This is a genomic window from Oceaniglobus trochenteri (genome assembly GCF_020529025.1).
GTDB lineage: Bacteria > Pseudomonadota > Alphaproteobacteria > Rhodobacterales > Rhodobacteraceae > Oceaniglobus > Oceaniglobus trochenteri.
The window spans coordinates 214014-228922 of the sequence record NZ_JACNMM010000009.1; the positions used below are offsets into that span (position 1 = coordinate 214014).

At 65.6% G+C, this 14909-nt stretch carries 15 protein-coding genes; 7 read left to right on the forward strand and 8 right to left on the reverse strand.

Going from position 1 to position 14909, the window contains the following annotated elements:
• Positions 1 to 101 precede the first annotated feature (101 nt).
• Positions 102 to 2036, forward strand: coding sequence for an AsmA family protein (locus H7828_RS16690; RefSeq protein ID WP_226782194.1), 1935 nt, complete (start codon positions 102 to 104; stop codon positions 2034 to 2036).
• Positions 2037 to 2552: 516 nt separating this feature from the next.
• Here H7828_RS16690 and H7828_RS16695 read toward each other — a convergent pair.
• Both H7828_RS16695 and H7828_RS16700 read right to left on the reverse strand, forming a co-directional pair.
• Complete coding sequence (locus H7828_RS16695) at positions 2553 to 2969, reverse strand: VOC family protein (RefSeq protein ID WP_226782195.1); 417 nt, start codon at positions 2967 to 2969, stop codon at positions 2553 to 2555.
• Positions 2970 to 2997: 28 nt separating this feature from the next.
• Positions 2998 to 3873, reverse strand: a complete 876-nt coding sequence (locus H7828_RS16700) for a 3-hydroxybutyryl-CoA dehydrogenase (protein ID WP_226782196.1) — start codon at positions 3871 to 3873, stop codon at positions 2998 to 3000.
• 160 nt (positions 3874 to 4033) lie between these two features.
• On the opposite strand from H7828_RS16700, the gene H7828_RS16705 reads away from it, so the two are divergent.
• The gene (locus H7828_RS16705; RefSeq protein WP_226782197.1) at positions 4034 to 4858 is read left to right on the forward strand and encodes a DUF6473 family protein; all 825 of its coding nucleotides are present in this window, start codon (positions 4034 to 4036) and stop codon (positions 4856 to 4858) included.
• A gap of 62 nt (positions 4859 to 4920) precedes the next feature.
• Here H7828_RS16705 and H7828_RS16710 read toward each other — a convergent pair whose 3' ends face one another.
• From H7828_RS16710 to H7828_RS16735, 6 genes are all read right to left on the reverse strand, one after another.
• Positions 4921 to 5847, reverse strand: coding sequence for an electron transfer flavoprotein subunit alpha/FixB family protein (locus H7828_RS16710; RefSeq protein ID WP_226782198.1), 927 nt, complete (start codon positions 5845 to 5847; stop codon positions 4921 to 4923).
• Entirely contained in the window at positions 5847 to 6608 is a 762-nt protein-coding gene (locus tag H7828_RS16715) for an electron transfer flavoprotein subunit beta/FixA family protein (protein WP_226782199.1), read from the reverse strand. The genes H7828_RS16710 and H7828_RS16715 overlap by 1 nt, the downstream gene beginning before the upstream one ends.
• 268 nt (positions 6609 to 6876) lie before the next feature.
• Positions 6877 to 7449, reverse strand: coding sequence for a cob(I)yrinic acid a,c-diamide adenosyltransferase (locus H7828_RS16720; protein WP_226782215.1), 573 nt, complete (start codon positions 7447 to 7449; stop codon positions 6877 to 6879).
• Positions 7449 to 7658 carry a twin transmembrane helix small protein gene (locus H7828_RS16725; protein WP_226782200.1) on the reverse strand — a complete coding sequence of 70 codons (210 nt, stop codon included), beginning with the start codon at positions 7656 to 7658 and terminating at the stop codon, positions 7449 to 7451. The genes H7828_RS16720 and H7828_RS16725 overlap by 1 nt, the downstream gene beginning before the upstream one ends.
• Before the next feature lie 67 nt (positions 7659 to 7725).
• Positions 7726 to 8559 (reverse strand): SDR family NAD(P)-dependent oxidoreductase, encoded by an 834-nt coding sequence (locus tag H7828_RS16730; protein ID WP_226782201.1) that lies wholly within the window; start codon positions 8557 to 8559, stop codon positions 7726 to 7728.
• Positions 8556 to 9104, reverse strand: coding sequence for an SH3 domain-containing protein (locus H7828_RS16735; RefSeq protein WP_226782202.1), 549 nt, complete (start codon positions 9102 to 9104; stop codon positions 8556 to 8558). Before H7828_RS16735 ends, H7828_RS16730 begins: the two co-directional genes overlap by 4 nt.
• Before the next feature lie 119 nt (positions 9105 to 9223).
• Here H7828_RS16735 and H7828_RS16740 point away from each other — a divergent pair, with 119 nt between their 5' ends.
• From H7828_RS16740 to H7828_RS16760, 5 genes are all read left to right on the forward strand, one after another.
• A complete protein-coding gene (locus H7828_RS16740) occupies positions 9224 to 11644 on the forward strand; it encodes a DNA topoisomerase IV subunit A (RefSeq protein WP_226782203.1) in 2421 nt (806 codons plus the stop codon).
• Positions 11641 to 12837 (forward strand): DUF898 domain-containing protein, encoded by a 1197-nt coding sequence (locus H7828_RS16745; protein ID WP_226782204.1) that lies wholly within the window; start codon positions 11641 to 11643, stop codon positions 12835 to 12837. Before H7828_RS16740 ends, H7828_RS16745 begins: the two co-directional genes overlap by 4 nt.
• The gene (locus H7828_RS16750; RefSeq protein WP_226782205.1) at positions 12834 to 13988 is read left to right on the forward strand and encodes a M48 family metallopeptidase; all 1155 of its coding nucleotides are present in this window, start codon (positions 12834 to 12836) and stop codon (positions 13986 to 13988) included. Before H7828_RS16745 ends, H7828_RS16750 begins: the two co-directional genes overlap by 4 nt.
• An 81-nt stretch (positions 13989 to 14069) precedes the next feature.
• Positions 14070 to 14675 (forward strand): hypothetical protein, encoded by a 606-nt coding sequence (locus tag H7828_RS16755; RefSeq protein ID WP_226782206.1) that lies wholly within the window; start codon positions 14070 to 14072, stop codon positions 14673 to 14675.
• A gap of 111 nt (positions 14676 to 14786) precedes the next feature.
• Positions 14787 to 14909, forward strand: a 123-nt coding sequence (locus H7828_RS16760) for a GTP-binding protein (RefSeq protein WP_240611103.1), incomplete at its 3' end; no start/stop codon positions are given.

Sequence of the window (14909 nt, forward strand, 5' to 3'; positions counted from 1 at the left end):
CCCGCCGGAGGCTCCCGCACCCTCGTGCGGCGCCACGGATACGGTTGCGCGCAAGCCCCGCTTTCCCCTAGGATTCACGAAACAATCGGGCGGAGGCAGGTATGCGGTGGATTTTTCGGGGTGTTCTGGGGCTGATCCTGCTGTGCATCGTGGCCGTGATCACGCTCTTGTTCCTGCCTGCCGAAAAGATCGCCTCGCTGGTGGAAAGCCGGTTCCAGCAGGCCACGGGCCGCGCGATGACGGTGACGGGCGATGTGCGCCCGACGATCTGGCCCAGCCTGGGCGTGACCACCGGTGCCGTGACCATCGCCAACGCCCCCTGGTCGGATGCGGGGCCGATGCTGCGCGCCGAAAGCCTTTCGGTTTCGGTTGACCTGGCGAAACTGATCCGGGGCAATATCCACGTCACCGGCGTCAGCGCGACGGCGCCCGACATATTGCTTGAAATCGGGCCGGGCGGGCAGGGCAACTGGGAGTTCGAAACCTCCGGCGGCGGCGATGACAGCAGCGGCGCGGCTGGCGGGCTGCCCGAACTGACCATCGACCGGGCCGAGGTGAAGCGCGGCGCCCTGCGGTTCCGTGACCGGCGCAGCGGCAGCGATCTGAGCCTCAAGGCCGTGGATGCGACGCTGACCCTGCCCTCGATGCGGGGCAAGGCCACCCTTGAGCTGAGCGCGCTGATGAACGACAAGCCCCTGCGCCTGAAGTCCACCATCGACGGGCTGGCGGCCTTTGTCGAACGAGGCGCGGTCCCGGTCTCGGCCGAGGCGACGCTGGGCGCCGCCAAGGCCGGTTTTTCGGGGCGGGCGGGGCTGACACCGCTGGCGGCGGCGGGGCGGCTGACGGCGGATCTTGGCGATCTGTCCGACATCATGGGCCTGATGGGCCAATCCGCGCCCGGCCTGCCCCAGGGGCTGGGGCGCGACAAGGTGGCGTTGGTGGGCGATGTCACCTTTACCGACAACCTGCTGAACCTGCGCAGCGCCACCGTGACGCTGGACAACAACAGCCTGGCCGGCGATGCCGACCTGAACCTGCAGGGCGACCGTCCGGCGCTGAACGCCAAGCTGGCGACCGGCGCGCTTGACCTGTCGGGCCTGTCGGGCAGCGAGACCGGCGGCGGCACCACCAGCACCGGTTGGAGCAGTGCGCCCATCGACGTCAGCGGTTTGCAGGCGATGGATGCCAAGATCTCGCTGGTGGCCACATCGGTCAGGATCGGCGCCACCACTCTGGGCGCGACGAACCTCTACACCGTCCTTGACCGGGGCCGCGCCGTGACCGAGATCCGCCAGCTTCAGGCCTATGGCGGCAACATCGACGGGTCGGTCGTGGTCAACAGCCGCGGCGGCCTGTCGACGCGCGTCGACGTGAACGGTTCGGCCCTGGCGATTTCCAGGCTGTTCAACGAATTGCTGGGCTATGACCGCCTGGTGGCCGAGGGCAACCTTTCGCTGAACGTTCTGGGCGTGGGCAACGACATGAACACGCTGATGCATTCGCTGAAGGGCGAGGGACGGTTTTCCACCGGCGCGGGCGAGCTGCTGGGGTTCGACCTCGTGGGCATGCTGCGCACGCTCGATCCGAATTTCCGTGGCGCGGGCAGCAAGACGATCTTCGACAGGATCAGCGCGTCATTCACCATCACCGACGGCGTACTGCGCAACACCGACCTTTCGCTTCTCGCGCCCCTGATATCGGCCAGCGGCGGCGGGCAGGTGGGCCTGGGCGAACAGACCCTGAATTTCCGCGTGGTCCCGCGGCTTCTGGCGGGCGAGGGGATCGAGGTGCCGATCCTGGTCACCGGCCCCTGGTCCGCCCCGAAATTCAAGCTGGATTTGGAAGGTGTGGCCAGGGAAAAGCTCAAGGAAGAGGGCAAACAGCTTGAGGAAAAGGCCAAGGAGGCCGCCCGCCGCAAGTTGGAAGAGGAACTGGGCACCCCCATAACCGACGGCCGCTCGGCCGAGGATGCGATCAAGAAGCGGCTTGAGGAAGAGGCGAAAAAGGGGCTGCTGGACCTGCTGGGCGGGAACTGAGCGGCGCAACCTGTATCACCCAGCGGCAGCTAGGATACTCATGATGGGCAAAGCCAGATTGACGGCGCCGGCCTTGTCAGGTCTTCGCCCGCAGGTGTCGCGGGTTTTCTATCGCTTCCGGGCGCGCGGGTTGGGCACCTGATTTTGGCGGTGCAGACGGGATGCTTGCCGCTGCGCCTTGAGAAAAGGGCGTAGACGCCTTTCCGAGAAAAAGGCGAAGGCCGAGTTCAGAAGCGACCAGCAAGGTGCAAAACCGAATATGCCCACAAGCACCCAATCAACGGTCGTCATGAACTGGCTCTTTCTCTAGCCACTGGAATACTCCCTGCTTCGCGGGCCGGTCATCACGACATAAAATCAGGAAACTGGCGAAACTAAGACCGTCTCTGGTTTCAGGCACTCTTGTTCGCCGCGCCTGCACTTACCGACCTACTGGGGTTCAAAGACCAAAACATCGCCAAGGAAAACTCTTTGCAGTATCGTCCGGGAAGCGAGAATTGCAGCGCCGCGCCGATATCATCCGTCGCGTCCGGGTTCCTTCGGGTCGTTGGAGAACAGGGCGATCTTGTTGCCCTGCGGGTCGCGCAGATACCCGACATAGAAATGCGGACCGTAGGACTCCCGAAACCCGGGCAGCCCTTCGTCAATGCCGCCTGCGGCAAGCGCTGCGGCATGAAGGTCACGCACTTGTTGCTGATTCCCGACCTCGAAGGCAACCATGGCGCCATTCCCGGCCGAGGCCGGAAGGCCATTGAAGGTCGGCTTGACGTAGAAATCCGGCAGCGCGCAAGATTGGCCCTCTTGCACGGGCAGTGTGAAGCTCAGGCCCTCGGGGCCCTCTTCCAGCCGATAGTCGAGGGTCGGCAGAAAGGCAGAGTAGAAGCGCCTGGCGCGGGCCATATCGTCGGCCCCGACAGTGACATATGCAATCAAGCTGCTTGGTCCCTTCCCATCCCTACGGCTAGCGCGTCGGCACAGGCTCATCGCCGCGATAGTCGTAGAAGCCGCGCCCGGATTTGCGGCCCAGCCATCCGGCCTCGACGTATTTCGTCAACAGCGGGCAGGGGCGGTACTTGGTGTCGGCCAGCCCGTCGTGCAGCACGTTCATGATGGCAAGGCAGGTATCGAGGCCAATGAAATCGGCCAGTTCCAGCGGCCCCATGGGGTGGTTCGTGCCCAGTTTCATCGCCATGTCGATGGACCGGACATTCCCGACGCCTTCGTACAGCGTATAGACCGCCTCGTTGATCATCGGCATCAGGATGCGGTTGACGATGAAGGCCGGAAAATCCTCGGCCGTGGCGGCCGTCTTGCCCAGCCGCTCCACCACGGTGTGGCAGGCGTCGAAGGTTTCCTTGTCGGTGGCGATGCCGCGGATCAGTTCCACCAGCTGCATCACCGGCACCGGGTTCATGAAATGGAACCCCATGAATTTTTCCGGCCGGTCGGTGCGGCTGGCCAGGCGGGTGATGGAGATCGACGAGGTATTCGAGGTGAGGATCGTCGTCGGCTTCAGGTGCGGCACGAGGTCTTCGAAGATGGCGGTCTTCACCGTCTCGCGTTCGGTCGCGGCTTCGATCACCAGGTCGGTGTCGCCCAGATCGGACAGTTGCATCGTGGACGAGATCCGCCCCATGGCGGTGTCCTTGTCAGCCTGGCTGATCTTTTCGCGGCTGACCTGGCGGGTCAGGTTGCGGTCGATCAGCTTGCGCGCCTTGTCGAGGCTGTCCTGGCTGATGTCGGTCATCACCACGTCATACCCGGCCAGCGCAAAGACATGGGCGATGCCGTTGCCCATCTGCCCCGCGCCCACGATACCGACCCGCTGAATGTCCATGATCCGCCCCTCTGCTTGTTCGCGCGACATTATGCGGCGGCGCAGCAGCTGTGCAAGGCGCAATCCCGACAGATGTAATCGTTCAAAATGGCGCGTTAGCGGATTGATCACCCTTGGCCTTCATAAACACCCCCGGGTGAGATTGAAAATTGGGTGAGTCATGGCTTATGAAAATATGCCCGGGCCTGCGCTGGATTATGCGCCATGCAGGTACGGCAGATCGAAACTGGTGTTTCGCGGCCCCGCGCAACGGCTGACGGGTGATTTCATCGCGGTTCTGGGCGGGTCCGAAACCTATGGCCGCTATCTGCCCGATCCCTATCCGGCGCTGGTGCAGGACCGTACCGGGGTGCGGACGGTCAACTTCGGTTACATGAATGCCGGCGTCGATGTCTTTCTGCACGACGAAACCGTGATCGAGGCTTGTCGCCGTGCCCGGGCAGTGGTGTTGCAGGTGACGGGGGCGCAGAACCTTTCGAACAGGTTCTACTCGGTGCATCCACGCCGCAACGACCGTTTCGTGCGCGCCAGCCCGATGATGCGCGCGGTCTTCCCCGAGGTGGACTTTACCGAGTTTCACTTTACCGGCCACATGCTGGACGCGCTGGCCCGCACCTCCGAGGCGCGCTTTGCCCTGATCCGCGACGAACTGCGCCGCGTCTGGGTGCAGCGGATGAATCTGCTGATGGCGCAGATCGCCCGCCCGGTGATCCTTCTCTGGATGGCCGACCGCGGGCCCGACGATCCGGCCGAAAGCGCCGGGGACGGGGCGCCGATGTTCGTGACCCGGCGGATGCTGCGCCAGTTGCGGGGGCGGATCGCCCGCATCGTCGAACACTGCCCGCCGGGGGGGCAGGGCGCGGGCACGACCGAGGGCAAGGTGTTCAGCCCGCTGGAGGCGCCGGCCGCGCTGTTGATGCCCGGCCCCGACGCGCATGAGGCCGTGGCCGAGGCGCTGGAGCGGGTGCTGATGCGTCCGGACTGACCGCGCACGAAAAAGGCCCGCCACCAAGGGTGACGGGCCCATTGTTCATTCGTGCCAATGGCTCAGAGCTTGCTTTCCAGTTCAGGCACCGCATCGAAAAGATCGGCGACAAGGCCGTAATCGGCCACCTGGAAGATCGGCGCCTCTTCGTCCTTATTGATAGCGACGATGATCTTGCTGTCCTTCATCCCCGCCAGGTGCTGGATCGCGCCGGAAATGCCGATGGCGATGTAAAGCTCGGGCGCCACCACCTTGCCGGTCTGGCCCACCTGCCAGTCGTTGGGCGCATAGCCCGAATCCACGGCGGCACGGCTGGCCCCCACGGCGGCGCCCAGCTTGTCGGCCAGCTTCTCGACGATGGCGAAGTTCTCCTCGCTGCCCACGCCGCGCCCGCCGGAAACGACGATGCCGGCGCTGGTCAGGTCGGGGCGGTCGCTTTCGGCCACCTTGTCCTCGACCCATTCGGACAGGCCGGGGTTCTCGACCGCCGACAGGTTTTCGACGGTCGCGCTGCCGCCGGTTTCGGCCGCGTCGAAGGCCGAGGTGCGGATCGTCACGACCTTGATGGCATCGCCGGATTTCACCGTCTGCACCGCGTTGCCGGCATAGATCGGGCGCTCAAAGGTGTCGGTATCGACGATGGCCGACACATCCGACAGCACCATCACGTCCAGCAGGGCGGCGACGCGGGGCAGGATGTTCTTGGCATCCGTGGTGGCGGGGGCCACGACATGGCTGTAATCCCCGGCCAGCGACACCAGCAGCGCCGCGACAGGTTCGGCCAGCCGGTGGTCATAGGCCGGGTCTTCGGCGCAAAGAACCTTGGCCACGCCACTGATCGTCGCCGCCTCCTTGGCCGCATCGGCGGCCTTGGCGCCACAGCACAGCACGGTGACATCGCCCAGCGGCGCACAGGCGGTCACGGCCTTGCCGGTGGCATCCATGTTCAGCGCCCCGTCGGTCACTTCGCCCAGAAGAAGAACAGCCATCAGATCACCCCCGCTTCGTCTTTCAGTTTCGCAATCAGCTCATCCACCGAACCGACCATGACCCCCGCCTTGCGCGCCTCGGGCTCGGAGGTGGACACGACCGTCAGGCGCGGCGTGACATCGACGCCGTAATCGCCCGGAGTCTTCTCTTCCAGCGGCTTCTTCTTGGCCTTCATGATATTGGGAAGGCTGGCATAACGCGGCTCGTTCAGGCGCAGATCGACCGACACGATGGCGGGCATCTTCACCTTGATGGTCTGCAGACCGCCGTCCACCTCGCGGGTGACGGTGGCATGGTCGCCCTCGATCTCCAGCTTGCTGGCAAAGGTCGCCTGGCTCCAGCCCAGAAGCGCGGCCATCATCTGGCCGGTGGCGTTCATGTCGTTGTCAATGGCCTGCTTGCCGCAGACCACCAGGCCCACGCCCTCTTCCTCGGCCACGCCCTTCAGGATCTTGGCCACGGCCAGGGGTTCGATATCGGTGTGCACGTCATCGGCGGCCACCACCAGGATCGCGCGGTCGGCCCCCATGGCCAGGGCGGTGCGCAGGGTTTCCTGGCTTTGCTTCACCCCGATGGACACGGCGATCACTTCCTCGACGGCGCCCTTTTCCTTCAGGCGGATGGCTTCTTCCACCGCGATCTCGTCGAAGGGGTTCATCGACATCTTGACGTTGGCCAGATCGACACCGCTTCCGTCCGCCTTCACACGAACCTTCACGTTGTAGTCAATCACACGCTTGACCGGCACCAGCACCTTCATCGGCGTATCTCCTCAACCAGGGCGCCCGGGGGCGCCTTTTTCCGAATTGCAACAAGAGTTAGCGTGACGGCGCCCCGGAAAACAGTGCAAAATCGACGCCCCGGCCCCCGGCGACGCCGCGTCCGTGCCGGAAGGCCCTGCCGCACAAGGCGCCCCGGGTTTCTTTCTTGTCAAAAATACTCCCGCCGGAGGCTCCGCCGCCCACCGCCCGAACAGGGGGTGGCGGTTCGCGCTTCCGCTTGCCGGGCGTGCCCTCTGCGCTGCCTGCTCAGCGGTTCGCGCCCGGAACCCACAGGACATCGGCGCGCCCGTCGTCGTTGGCGATGCGCGATGCGACAAAGAACCAGTCGGACAGGCGGTTCAGATACCGCAGCCCGGCCTCGTTCAGGGGCTCCACCTCGGCCAGTTCCACCGACAGCCGCTCGGCCCGGCGCGAAACCGTGCGGCAGAGGTGCAGTTGCGCCGCCAGCGCCGAACCGCCCGGTAGAACGAAACTGCGCAGAGGCTCCAGCGCCGCGTTCATCGCGTCGATCTCGGATTCCAGCCGGCTCACCTGGGCATCGACCATGCGCAGAGGCTGATACTCGGCCTCGTGGTCGCGGTCCGGGTCGGGGCGGCAGAGGTCGGCGCCCAGATCGAACAGGTCGTTCTGGATCATCGCCAGGCGGGCATCCATGTCGCCCGTGGCATGCTGGCGCGCCAGGCCCACGGTGGCGTTGGTTTCATCGACGGTGCCATAGGCGTTCACCCGCAGCGCATGTTTTGCCACGCGCGTGCCATTGCCCAGGGCGGTCTGCCCCTTGTCACCGGTTCTGGTGTAGATCTTCGACAGGACAACCATCATGAACCTCCCATGCGGCGGAAAAAGACGAATGCCAGGATCAGCACGATGGCGATGGCCTGGGCGTAGATGCGCCAGCGCATGATCCGGTTGGCATGCTTGCGGTTGAAGTCACCGCCCTTGGCGAATCCGCCGATCCCCAGAAGAAGGATGGCCAGAACGATCAGGACGGCAACGGCGACAATGACGAAAAGCGGATCGTTGAACATGGTGCCTCGCGCTGTTTTGCCCTGACCTAGCGGGCCGGACGGAAAAAGCGAACAGGATATTCGCAGGCTACCCTTTCAGGATCAGCCAGTCGAGCGCCCGTGTCGGCAGGATTCGCCTTGCGATGTTCATCAGTTTGGTCGGGGTTGTGACACGATAGCGCGGGGCGGGGCGGCGTGCCTCGATCGCGCGGATCAGCGCCCGGGTGGTGGCCGAGGGCGGCAGTTCGAACCGGTCGGGGCCGCGGCTTTCATAGAGGCGGGGCAGGAGGCTGGATTCGTACTGCGCCCGCCGGGCCGAGGATTTCCAGTCGATCCAGCGTTCGAAATGCGGAACCGAATTGGCCCGGATGCGCGACGTGATCGGCCCGGGTTCGATCAGGACAACGTGGATCGGGGTGTCGGACATTTCCAGCCGCAGGGTATCGCTCAGCCCCTCCAGCGCGAACTTGCTGGCCACGTAGGCGCCGCGCCAGCGCAGCGTGACAAGGCCCAGCACCGATGAACAGTTCACGATTCGCCCGTGCCCCTGCGCCCGCATCACCGGAATCACCCGCGTCGTCAGGTCGTGCACGCCGAAGAGGTTGACCTCGAACAGGGCGCGCAGCCCGTCGCGCGGCAGATCCTCCAGCGCCCCGGGCAGGGCGAAGGCGCCGTTGTTGTAAAGCGCGTCAAGCGTGCCGCCCGTCGCCTCCAGCACTTCGGCCAGACCGGTGCTCAGCGTTTCGGGGCGGGCATAGTCGATCAGCGGCGCCGCCAGCCCCAGCGCGCGCAGCCTGTCGCAATCTGCCTCCTGGCGGCACGACGCGAAAACCTGCCAGCCGCGCCCGTGCAGGGCCAGCGCGGCGTCGTAACCGATGCCGCTTGAGCAGCCGGTGATCAGGATCGAACGTTTTCGGTTCACCCGGGGCGGTTCGGGCTCAGGAATTTTCCGAAGATATAGCCGTCCTGGCCATCGTCGGCGGTGCGGATGCGATACCAGCCGTCGGCGGTTTCCTCGACCACCTCGGCGCGCTGGCCCAGGCGCACGCGCCCCACCACGGCGTCCGAGGTTGAAGGCCCGCCGCGCAGGTTCACGGTGGTTCCGGTGACATACCACAGCCCTTCCTGTTCGGGCGTGTCGGCTTCGGGGGTGTCGGCATCGCTGTTGCCGATCTGCACCCGGCGCACGGGGGCATCGGCGGGTTCGTCGGCGGGCACGGTGGCGGCCAGGGCGATCTCGATCGCGCGCTGCTCATCCTTCAGCGGCACGCGTTCACCCTGCTCCTGGCTGGGGGCGGCGCCTTCGATCAGGGTGCCCACGCGCGTCAGGATGCCGGGACCATTGCTTTCGGGGGTATTGGAGGCGAGGGTGCCGGCATCGCTGCCCTGTGGCAATCCGGCATCGTTGCCATAGATCACCATCGTTGCGCCGATGCCCAGCATCAGCAGCAAAACCATTCTAATCATACCCGAACCCTCACGCTTTTGTGCCAATTTAGCAGATTCTGAACATTTGTCCCCAGCAAAAGTTCCTAAAACGCAGGCGGTCGCTTGTCGTGGCAGGCGCCGGGGGCTATCCCCACGCCATGACAGACGACATCGACATTCCGGCGATCCCGACCGACCCCACAGAAACGCTGCGCCGTGCGATCGGCGAGCGGTACCTGACCTATGCCCTGAGCACGATCATGCACCGGGCCCTGCCCGACGCGCGGGATGGTCTGAAACCGGTTCACCGGCGCATCCTTTACGCCATGCGCGAACTGAAGCTTTCGCCAGGCGGGGGCTTTCGCAAATCGGCCAAGATTTCCGGCGACGTGATGGGCAACTATCACCCCCATGGCGATGCCGCGATCTATGACGCGATGGCGCGCCTGGCGCAGGATTTCAACGTTCGCTATCCGCTGGTGGACGGGCAGGGCAACTTCGGCAACATCGACGGCGACAACCCGGCCGCCTCGCGATATACCGAGGCGCGGATGACCGCCGCCGCCGAGGCCCTGATGGAGGGGCTGACCGAGAACGCCGTCGATTTCCGCGAAAACTATGACGGCACCCTGACCGAACCGGTGGTGCTGCCGGCGGCCTTTCCGAACCTGCTGGCCAATGGTTCGTCCGGAATCGCGGTGGGCATGGCCACCAACATTCCGCCCCACAACATCGACGAACTGATCGGCGCCTGCCTGCACCTGATCAAGACACCCGATGCGCGCGACGACACCCTTCTGCAATATGTGCCCGGCCCTGATTTCCCCACCGGCGGCGTGATCGTCGAACCCAAGGAAAGCATCGCCGAGGCCTATCGTACAGGGCGCGGCGCCTTCCGGGTGCGGTGCAAATGGGAGATCGAGGAGCTGGGCCGCGGCCAGTGGCAGATCGTCGTCACCGAAATCCCCTACCAGGTGCAGAAGTCCAAGCTGATCGAAAAGCTGGCCGAACTGATCCAGACCAAGAAGATCCCGATCTTCGGCGATGTGCGCGACGAATCCGCCGATGACATCCGCCTGGTGATCGAGCCGAAATCGCGCAGCGTGGATGCCGATGTGCTGATGAACGCGCTGTTCCGCAACTCGGACCTGGAAACGCGCTTTTCGCTGAACATGAACGTGCTGATCGACGGGCGCACCCCGAAGGTCTGCAGCCTGAAGGAAGTGCTGCGCGCCTTCCTCGATCATCGCCGCGACGTATTGCTGCGCCGGTCGCGCCACCGCCTGGGCAAGATCGATCACCGGCTCGAGGTGCTGGAAGGCTTCATCATCGCCTTCCTGAACCTGGATCGCGTGATCGACATCATCCGCTATGACGACGACCCGAAGCGCGCGATGATGTGGGAAGACTGGACCCCGGCCCACCAGGCCACCATCACCCGTGCCACCAGCGAGGCGGATTATGTCTCGCCGCTGGCCGGGGTCGACATCGGCGCCCACGGCACCGTTGCCGACGGCGAGGCGGGGGACGATGCCATCGCCGCGCTGGACGGTGCCGAAGCCTCCAAGGGCGTGCCGCATCGCTATGTCGGCAAGGATCTCAGCGATGTGCAGGTCGAGGCGATCCTGAACATGCGGCTGCGCTCTCTGCGGCGGCTTGAGGAATTGGAGCTGGTGCGCGAACGCGACGCCCTTCAGAAGGAACGCGCCGAGATCGAGGATCTGCTGGCCGAAACCGGCCTGCAATGGAACCGCATCGCCGAGCAACTGCGCGAAACCCGCAAGCAGTTCGGCAAATCGGCCCCACGCGGCGGGCGCCTGTCGCGCTTTGCCGAGGCTGGCGTTGTCGAGGATGTCCCGCTTGAGGCAATGATCGAGCGCGAGCCGATCACCGTGGTCTGTTCGCAGATGGGCTGGGTGCGCGCGCTTTCGGGGCATGTCGCGCTGGACAAGGAGCTGAAGTTCAAGGACGGCGACAGTGGCCGGTTCATGTTCCACGCCGAAACCACCGACAAGATCCTGCTGTTCGGCAGCAACGGACGCTTCTACACCATCCAGGCCAGCACCCTGCCGGGCGGGCGGGGCATGGGCGAACCCCTGCGCCTGATCGTCGATCTGCCCAACGAGGCCGAGATCACGGCGCTGTTCATCCACGCGCCGGGCAGCCGGTTGTTGCTGGCCTCGAGCGCCGGTGACGGCTTTGTCGTGAACGAGGACGAGGTGATCGCCCAGACCCGCAGCGGCAAGCAGGCCTTGAACGTGAAGCCGGGCGTGCAGGCGGCCGTCTGCCGCCGGATCAAGGGCGATCACGTCGCCGTGGTGGGCGAAAACCGCAAGGTGCTGATCTTCCCGGTGGCCGACCTGCCGGAAATGGCCCGGGGCAAGGGCGTTCGGCTGCAAAGCTACAAGGATGGCGGGCTGTCGGATGCCACCACCTTCAACTTGGCGGATGGCCTGACATGGCTTGATCCGGCCGGGCGCACCCGCACCCAATCGGACCTGGCCGAGTGGACGGCGAAGCGGGCAAGTTCGGGGCGTATGGCTCCCCGCGGCTTTCCGCGCGACAACCGCTTTACATGACGGACGGACCAGCGGGCACCGGCGACGTTGAATGCGTCGGGCGCCGCTGGCCGTTGTTCCGGCTTGCCCTCGCGGCCTCGGTCCTGACGATCCTGACGCTGGGGGTCTACCGCTTCTGGATGAAGTCCCGCCTGCGCCGCTATTACTGGTCATCATTCCGCGTGGCGGGCAGCCCGGTGGAATACGTGGGCGAACCCCTGGAAAAACTGCTGGGCTTCCTGATCGCCGTGGTCTTCCTGGCCTTTTATCTGGGCATCGTGAACCTGGTCCTGGTCTTTGCCAGCTTTTCGCTGTTCCAGACCAACGGCGTGGCCTACCTGCTGTCGTTTCTCGGTGTGGTGCCCCTGTGGTTCTACGCCGCCTATCGCGCGCGGCGCTATGTGCTGGCGCGCACCCGCTGGCTCGGCATCCGGTTCGGCCTGGCGCCGGGCGCGGCGGGCTATGCCTGGCGGGCGGTGGGGCATTGGCTGGCGGTGATCCTTACCCTTGGGCTGGCCTGGCCGCGGATGACATTCTGGCTGGAAAAATACCGCACCGACCGCACCACCTTTGGTACGCTGACCCTGCACCAGGGGGGCAACGTGGCCATGCTGTACCAGGTTTTCGTACACCTGATGATCGGCGTGATCTTCAGCGCGCTGACCATCGCCATCGCGCTGGCCAATGACAACGAACGGTTCCTTTGGTTGCTGATCGTCTTCCTGCCCTGGGCGGTCTATGGGCTGGTCCATTACCGGGTTCACGCCTTTCGCCGCCTGACCGATGCCAAAAGCGCGGGCGGCCTGTCGCTGGTGTCGCGGGCGCGGGTGGTGCGGGTGGCGCGGATATGGCTGTTGGGCGGGTCACTGGCGCTGGTTCTGCCCTTCGTGGTGATGTCGCTGGCGGCCTATGTGGTGATCAGCGGCGCAACGACCGACGGGGCCTATCCGTCCGAGGCGCTGAGGGTGCTTCTGGGCGATGTCCTGCCCGGCTGGGCCATCGTCGCGCTGGGCGTGGTTCTCTATTTCGGGGTTTTCGTGACCTTCGGAGTCCTGCGCCATGTCTTCATCACGCTGCCGCTGTGGCGGCACTATGGCGAAACGCTTACGCTTGTCGGAACCTCGACACTGCCCAGGGTGGCGCAGCAGGGGCGCGATGCCTTCGAAGAGGCCGAGGGAATCGCCGAGGCGCTGGACGTGGGGGCCGCCATATGAGCGGCACGGTCATCCACATCGGCGCGGCTCCGGCGCCCTTTGCGGGCACGGCCCTTTACCTTGACGGCCAGACGGCGGGGCTGCGTCCGGCGCAGTTGCGTATCGACGAAGGCGCGGGCGTACTGGTGATCCGCGCAACCGGCATGACACCGCCGCGCTGGCCCCTGGCGGATGTGCGCGCGATCCCCGATCAGGCGGACCCGCGGCGCATGGTGCTGGCCGTGACCGACGATCCGGTGGCGCGGCTGCTGGTCGAAGACGACGAAACCCTGCGCCTGTTGCGTGCCCGCTGCCCCAACCTGCACCGCCGGCCCAAACCGCGCGGATTGTGGCGGCTGTTCCTGTGGGCGCTGGCGGCGCTGGGCGCGGTTGCGCTGATCGTCTTCCTGCTGGTGCCGCTTCTGGCCAACCGCCTGGCCGAGTTCCTGCCCCCCGAGGGCGAACGCGCCCTGGGCGAGGCCACCCTGGACCAGGTGCGCCACGCCATGGACACCACGGGCATCGCCCCCTTGCCCCTGTGCGAGACCGGGGCAGGGCAGGCGGCGCTGGCAGCGATGACCGACCGGCTGCTGGCCCGGGCGGACCTGCCTTATCCCTTGCAGGTGCAGGTTCTGGATCATCCGCTGATCAACGCCTTCGCCCTGCCGGGCGGGCAGGTGGTGCTGTTTCGCGGCCTGATCGAAGCGGCCGAGCACCCGGACGAGATTGCCGGCGTCCTGGCCCACGAGATCGGCCATGTGGCCCACCGCGATCCGACCCGAATCGCCCTGCGCTCGGCCGGGTCGGTGGGGGTGCTGGGGTTGCTGTTCGGCGATTTCGCGGGCGGGGCGGCGGTGCTGTTCCTGACCGAACGCCTGATCAGCGCCACCTACACCCGCGAGGCCGAGGCGGGCGCCGACGATTACGCGCTGTCCCTGCTGGCCGAGGCTTCCATCGACCCCGGCGCGCTGGGGGTGTTCTTTGAAAGGCTGCGCCGGGACAATGGCGAAACCCCCGGCGTGCTGGCGCATTTCATGGACCATCCCGCCACCCTTGATCGGATCGAGAAGGCCGCCAACGCCCCCAGGCCCGATGCCCTGCGCCCGGCCCTGGACGCGGCGCAATGGCAGGCGCTGCGCGGGATCTGCGGCGCATCACCGCCGCCCGGATAAGCGCACCGATTGCACAGCGCCGCCGCCTGCGCTAACTCTGGGCCGGTTCGCGTGCCCCTGATCTGACAAGGATAGCTGCCCATGCTTTCGATTGCCCGCCGCCTTTCGGCCCTCTGCCTTCTGATGCTGGTCGCCGCCTGCGCCAATACCGACCCCGATGGCGAATTGCTGCCGCTGGGCGATTTCCGGCTGGGCCATGTCGTCGTGCGGGCCATCGACGTGCAGCAGGGGCCGTTTTCGCGCGACGCCACCGAGGACGAGCTGAGCGAAGCACTGGCCGCCGCGGTCAAGCGCCGGTTCATCCGCTATGACGGCAACGGGCTCTATCACTTCGGCATCTCGATCGGCGGCTATGTCCTGGCCCAGCCCGGTCTGCCGGTGGTCTATACCCCCAAGTCGGTGATGATCTTCGACGTGAACGTCTATGACAACGCCACCGGGCAGAAGCTGACCGAGGAACCCCACCGCATCACCGCCTTCGAGGGGCTTGAGAATTCGGCGCCTGTCATCGGATCGGGCATCGCGCGCGGCAAGGAGGAGCAGCTTGCCAACCTGTCGCGCGAGGGCGCGCGCCTGTTGCAGGAATGGTTGGCCAAGAACCCCAAGTGGTTCACCCCCGATCCCGACGCCCCGCGCACCGAGTTCAACCGCGCCGAGCAGGAGGCGAAGCTGGCCAAGCTCAAGTGATGCTTGAACTTGGCCCCGCCGGACGATAGAGAGCGCGCGTTATCGTCGGGCCATGCTCTGGCCCCGGTTTGAATCGGGCCGTTCCGGGCCCAAGCACAAGGTGACGCCACCATGGCAAAGGCAAAGTTTGAACGTAACAAACCGCACGTGAACATCGGCACGATCGGTCACGTTGACCACGGCAAGACGACGCTGACGGCTGCGATCACGAAGTATTTCGGCGATTTCCAGGCC

What these genes read in the sequence shown, in the direction of transcription:
- H7828_RS16725 (WP_226782200.1), bottom strand. Translation starts at nt 7,658, where the DNA reads ATGTTCAACGATCCGCTTTTCGTCATTGTCGCCGTTGCCGTCCTGATC.
- H7828_RS16710 (WP_226782198.1), bottom strand. Translation starts at nt 5,847, where the DNA reads ATGGCTGTTCTTCTTCTGGGCGAAGTGACCGACGGGGCGCTGAACATG.
- H7828_RS16735 (WP_226782202.1), bottom strand. Translation starts at nt 9,104, where the DNA reads ATGATTAGAATGGTTTTGCTGCTGATGCTGGGCATCGGCGCAACGATG.
- H7828_RS16720 (WP_226782215.1), bottom strand. Translation starts at nt 7,449, where the DNA reads ATGGTTGTCCTGTCGAAGATCTACACCAGAACCGGTGACAAGGGGCAG.
- H7828_RS16700 (WP_226782196.1), bottom strand. Translation starts at nt 3,873, where the DNA reads ATGGACATTCAGCGGGTCGGTATCGTGGGCGCGGGGCAGATGGGCAAC.
- H7828_RS16750 (WP_226782205.1), top strand. Translation starts at nt 12,834, where the DNA reads ATGAGCGGCACGGTCATCCACATCGGCGCGGCTCCGGCGCCCTTTGCG.
- H7828_RS16755 (WP_226782206.1), top strand. Translation starts at nt 14,070, where the DNA reads ATGCTTTCGATTGCCCGCCGCCTTTCGGCCCTCTGCCTTCTGATGCTG.
- H7828_RS16690 (WP_226782194.1), top strand. Translation starts at nt 102, where the DNA reads ATGCGGTGGATTTTTCGGGGTGTTCTGGGGCTGATCCTGCTGTGCATC.
- H7828_RS16745 (WP_226782204.1), top strand. Translation starts at nt 11,641, where the DNA reads ATGACGGACGGACCAGCGGGCACCGGCGACGTTGAATGCGTCGGGCGC.
- H7828_RS16715 (WP_226782199.1), bottom strand. Translation starts at nt 6,608, where the DNA reads ATGAAGGTGCTGGTGCCGGTCAAGCGTGTGATTGACTACAACGTGAAG.
- H7828_RS16740 (WP_226782203.1), top strand. Translation starts at nt 9,224, where the DNA reads ATGACAGACGACATCGACATTCCGGCGATCCCGACCGACCCCACAGAA.
- H7828_RS16705 (WP_226782197.1), top strand. Translation starts at nt 4,034, where the DNA reads ATGGCTTATGAAAATATGCCCGGGCCTGCGCTGGATTATGCGCCATGC.